Origin of the sequence: Pseudonocardia sp., from assembly GCF_025965585.1 — a bacterium.
Lineage (GTDB): Bacteria > Actinomycetota > Actinomycetes > Mycobacteriales > Pseudonocardiaceae > Pseudonocardia.
In genome coordinates this window covers 1-5,126 of sequence record NZ_JAOPWR010000075.1, presented here as the reverse complement: position 1 = coordinate 5,126, position 5,126 = coordinate 1, and the positions used below count along the sequence as shown (strand labels likewise).

The 5,126-nt window shown below is 75.2% G+C and carries 4 protein-coding genes; all 4 read right to left on the bottom strand.

The annotated features are described in order from the left end of the window. Positions 1 to 546, bottom strand: a 546-nt coding sequence (locus tag JWR81_RS04865; RefSeq protein WP_297647039.1) for a DUF1775 domain-containing protein, incomplete at its 3' end; no start/stop codon positions are given. 16 nt (positions 547 to 562) lie between these two features. Beyond that, positions 563 to 2,323: a copper resistance protein CopC gene (locus tag JWR81_RS04860; protein WP_297647037.1), complete on the bottom strand. Its 1,761-nt coding sequence runs from the start codon at positions 2,321 to 2,323 to the stop codon at positions 563 to 565. Then, positions 2,320 to 3,237, bottom strand: coding sequence for a hypothetical protein (locus tag JWR81_RS04855; RefSeq protein WP_297647035.1), 918 nt, complete (start codon positions 3,235 to 3,237; stop codon positions 2,320 to 2,322). The genes JWR81_RS04860 and JWR81_RS04855 overlap by 4 nt, the downstream gene beginning before the upstream one ends. 306 nt (positions 3,238 to 3,543) lie before the next feature. Further along, on the bottom strand, positions 3,544 to 5,126 hold a 1,583-nt coding region (locus tag JWR81_RS04850), incomplete at its 5' end, for a heme peroxidase family protein (protein WP_297647032.1).

The following is a 5,126-nucleotide window of genomic DNA, read 5'->3' as shown; positions in this document are numbered from 1 at the left end:
CGTGAGGCTCCCCCCGTGCTCGCCCCGGTCGTCCCCGGAGCCACGGCCGTGGTCGTCGCCCGCGGCGGCGCCCGACCCGAGGGTGGCGACGTCGAGCACGGGCGCGGGGTGCTCGGGCTCCGGCGCGCCGGGGGCCGAGGTCTCGATCCACGCGACGCTGGCTCCGTCGTCGTAGGTCTGGATGGCCCTGAACGTCAGCGCCGTGACCCCGGCGGGCAGCGCGGCGACCCGGATCCGGAAGTCCTCCGTCGCCGTCCCGGCGATCGCGCCGCCCGTCCAGGTCACGGTGGCCCCGTCGACCCGCGGCGTCCAGCCGTCGGCGGCCAGCGGAGCCAACCCCGGCAGGACGTGGTCGGTGGGCAGCGCGACGAGCACCGAGGTCGTGCGCGCGGGCGCCTCCTCGTTCGGCACGTGGAACGTCAGCATCACGCCACCCCCGGGAGCGGGCTGGCCCTCGACCTCGACGTGCGCCCACGCCGGGGCGGCCACGAGCAGCATCGCCGCGGCGGCGGCGGGCAGGACGAGCGTGCGGGTCAGTCGGTGCATGTGTCGGGCTCCTGGTTCAGGTCACCGGCACGGTGACGGTGACGGCCACCGCGTCGAGCGCGGAGGTCCGGACGGTGAGCTGGAGCGTCCAGTCACCGGCGGCGGGGAAGGTGAGGCCCGCGGACGGGCGCTGCGCGTCGGGTGCCGGTGGCGGCACCCGGACCGGCAACGGTCCGAGCCGGGCGGCGGGCAGGGTGAGCGACCCGGTCAGCTGCTGCACGGGGACGGGCGTGCCGTCGGGGCGGTGCACGTCGAGGTGCACGGTGGTGTCGCCGATCCGTGGGACGTCGACCACGAGGTCGACCACGACGCTGCCGACCGTCACGCTGCGCTCGACCGGCGGGGTCCAGGCCTGCCGGGCCGGCACGGTCGCGACGAGCACGGCCGTGAGGCCGAGCACCGCCGCGGCGACCACGAGCTCGGCGACCACCCCGCGGCGCAGCGCACGCACCGCGGCCCGGTCCGGGAGCGGTGGGGCCGCGGGCTCCTCGAGCGGCATCGGCTGCCCGGACGCGTCGGCGAGCACGCGGGGGGCCAGCAGCTGCCGGGCCGGAGCGGTGTGCCGCTGCACCCAGCGACGCGCCACCGCCCCCAGCACGACGAGCACCACGACGCCGGCCAGCTTGAGCAGCAGCAGCCGGCCGAACGTCGTCCCGGTCAGCGCGTCGAGGGTGCCGACGTCGCGCCAGGACTGGTAGGTGCCGGTGAGGGCCAGGACCGCGACGCAGGTCAGCGCGAGCCGGGAGAACCGCGGGACGACGAGCGCGAGGTCCGCGGCACGGGCGGACCGCGCCAGCGTCGTGGCCAGCAGCGCCAGCCCGCCGAGCCACACCGCCATGGCCGCGATGTGCGCCACGTCGGCGGCCACGGCGATCAGGGGCTGCTCACCCGCCGCCGGGTGGCCGGCGAGCGACCAGGTGCAGAGCAGGCCCGCCGACACCGCGGCGGCGGCACCGATCAGCGCGCGACGACGGCGGACCACGGGCACCGCCGAGCGGGACGGATGCGGGGAGGGCACCGGGGACGACGCCGCGAGCACGGCCCCGGCGAGCACGGCCCCGAAGCCGAGGACGAGGTAGGAGCGGAGGGCGAACAGCTGGTCGAACCGGCGGGAGTGCGTGTCGAGGGCGTCGGGCGAGGACCACAGCGCACTGAGCGGCAGGCCGCTGGCCCACACCCCCTGCAGCAGCATCCCGGCCAGGGTGCTGACCAGCAGCGTGACCACGCCCGTCGTGATCACCCGCCGGGCCCTGCGGTCGGCCGTTCCGGCCGGCCACAGCACGAGCAGCACCAGCAACGCTCCAGGGCCGAGCGCGAGGCCCGCGTAGGACAGGCCGCGCGCGACGGCGAGCAGGGCCTCGGCCTGACCGTCGCCGCCGGGCAACACTCCGGTGACGATGCTCGGGGCGCCCACCGAGAACGTGAACGTGCCGGAGACCGGGTGGGTGTCCACCGAGCTCACCCGCCAGCTCACCGTGTAGGTGCCGGACCGGAGCCCGTCCCGCAGCCCCACGCGGACCCGGTTGCCGTCGGCGGCGGCGAGGTCGTCGCGGTCGACGCGCGCCAGGTGGTCGTCGAAGACCTGCACCGACCCGCCCGCGATGTCCACCGGCTCGCCGAACAGCAGCGCCACGGCCCCGGGCGCGGTGGCGACGACCCCGTCGGCGGGCGGGTCGCTGCCCTCCAGCTGCGCGTGGGCGGACGCGGTGCCCGCGACACCCGCGAGCCCGAGCAGGACCAGCACGGCGACCGCGACGGCGCGGCGCAGCCCGTTCACCCGCCCCCCGCGACGGGATCTGCGGCCACGGTGATCGTCACCTCGTCGACGACCGGGCCGCCCCCACCCTGGGCGGTCAGCCGGAACACCAGTGCACCGCCCTGGTTCGGCGCGGTGAACGTGGCCACGGCGGAACCGGCGTCGGCCAGCACCACGGGCGGGCCCGCGGTCTGCGCCCACGCCAGGCCGCTCGCCCTCAGCGACGCCGAGCCGTCGAGGGTGACGACCTGGCCCTGCTGGACCGCGCGGTCCGGCCCCGCGACGGCCGCGACCTGGTCGGCCCCCAGCGCAGGTCCGGACACGAAGACGGGGGCGGATCCGCGTCCGCCCCGCCCGGACAGGACGACCACCGTGGCCGGGGGCGCGTCGACGCCGGTGAACACCCCGTGCCCGGCGCTGTCGAGCGGTCCGAGGCCGTCGATCGAGAGACCCGGTGCGGTCACGGCGTCGCTGGACGCGGCCTGCACGGTGAACGTGCGGGTGGCCACGTCGTACCCGGCCTGGCTGACGACGACGCGGTCCACCAGGGGCAGGGTCACGGCCGTCACGGGCCGGTCGCTGACGTTGCTCACCGTCACCTGGGCGGGTGGGTCACCGGTGAAGGCGAGCCTGCCGAAGTAGCGGCCGGTGGCGTCGCCGCGCAGCGTCGTCGGCGTCAGGCCGGCCCCGGTGACCTGCAGGATCTGCCCACCGGAGCTGCCGGCGAACACGTCGACGACCCCGCCGGCGGACGAGGTGCGGGTGTAGGACGGCGTGCCGGGGTGCAGTGCCGTCCCCGTCGCGGTGAGCTCGGCAACGGCCTCGACCGTGCGGGGTCCCGCGACGAGGGACCCGAGCACGCCGCACAGCGCGAGCACGGCGACGACCAGCGACGACGGGACCGTCGGACGCGGGCGGGTGCACTGGCTGGCCATCGGAGGGCTCCTGGCCTCGGCGGGTGTGACGCGACGAGTCTCCGCGCCGGTGGCGCGCGACGGATCTCCCATCGCGGGGGGTCGCGGCCCCCCAGAACCGGGGGTTGCACCACACCGAAGAGCCTGGTGCGCGGACGAGGGGACATCCGCGCACCAGGCTCCGGGCGGCCGGATGATGACGTGGGAGGTCGAGGGACGTGCTCCCGGGCCGTACCGACCGGCAGGAACCACGTTCCCAGGCCGCGGCGCCCCGCCCCAGTGGACGATGGTCCTAGTACCGGCGTACCCGCAGGTCGGGACGGCCTCTTACCGGGCCCGCCCGGCGACGACACCCCGGGCCACCCCGAACCGCAGCGGTGGGGCCGCGCCCTCGGCCGAGACCGGGGCGACGGGCGCTCCGGCCAGCCGGATCAGGTCGCCCATCCGGAACGACGGCCCTCCCACGGGGGTGAACCCCGCCGGGGCGTTCCAGTAGGAACCCAGATCGATCTGCAGCAGCCCGAGGATCACCTCGGCCACGATCCGCCCGCCGACCGCCCCCAGCGTGAGCCCGCCACCGAGCTCGGCCTCGCGCAGGCAGTAGAACCACAGCGGCGCCTTGCCGCCCCATCGGGGTTCGGTGAGCCCGAGCTGGCCGTTCGTGAGCGGCGCCGGCATGGTGGGGACCTGCGCGCGCATCGTCGCGGCGACGTCCTGGCCCGCGGGGAGGCCGAGGCGCTTGCCCCGCAGCAGGTTGCGCTGGGCGAGGGCGATGACCGCCCCCGGGGTGTGGGCGATGACGGAGTCGGGCAGGTCGTGCAACGGCCGGGCCACCTGGGTGTCGATGAGCCGCGCCATGTTGCGGTCGTCGGGAGGGTCCACACCGGGGATCTCGAAGAAGTAGTTCCAGTCGATCGTGGCGTCCAGGAACAGCGGGCGGGACCCGCGCAGGTCCCGCGGGTTCGGGCCGGTGTCGGTGCTGAAGATGGGCAGCACCGACGGACTCGGCGAGAACGGGGTCTCGTGCATCTCGTACTCCGGCCGGATGCCGCTGTGCCCCCACCGGTACGCGGCGACGGAGAACTCGATCGGCATCATCGGCTTGAACGGGTTGCCCGGCTTGTAGAACAGGGTCCTGGCCCGCGGCCTGCCTGCGAACGTGAAGAGCATGTCGTCGAGAACCTGCTGGCCGACCACATGCGGCAGGAAGTCGTGCACGACGACCCACTGGAAGTGCCAGCGGGTCTGCTGCCGGGCGCGGGTGAAGTCGTGCTCGGAGTCCATGAAGTGGTTGTGCAGCTTGATGAACGCCATCTGCATCTGGCTGATGATCAGGTTCTCGTCGTTGCGGGGGTCGCCGACGAACGCGGTGCCGTTGCCGGCCCTCGGCAGGTCCTCGAGGCCGTTGGCGTTGCGGCTCAGCAACAGGTAGCCGGGCCGCTGCGGGTCGTACAGCTCGGGATCGGCGGCGGGACCCCCGCCGTAGACCGAACCGAGGTCGAACCGGGGCGTGTCGAAGTTGGTCAGCCCGCGAGGGTCGAGGCGCTGGTCGCCCAGCGGCGTGGTGTCGCGAGTCATGTCGTGGTCGATGAACTGGCCGAGGTAGATGAACCCGGCCGGCATCGTGGGGTTGTCCAGCCCGTCCGGGACGATGTCGTCCGCAGGCCCGCGGGCCTCCACCATCTTCTCCGAGAGGCCGACGAGCAGGTCGTCGTCGGGGGTGAAGGCCGTCAGCTTCTTGAACATCGTCCCGAAGCGGGCCTCCTTCGCGCGGCCGAACCGGGCGACGACGTCGCTGCCACGGGGATCACCCACCGCGTGCCTGCTGCGGGGCACGCCAGGCAGGGGCGTGGCGGGCGGCGGGCCTGGATCGGGCACCGGCAGCGGCGCGGCCACCGCGGCGGGCGCGC

Coding starts and splice junctions, on each gene's coding strand:
- JWR81_RS04855 (WP_297647035.1), bottom strand. CDS start 3,237: ATGGCCAGCCAGTGCACCCGCCCGCGTCCGACGGTCCCGTCGTCGCTG.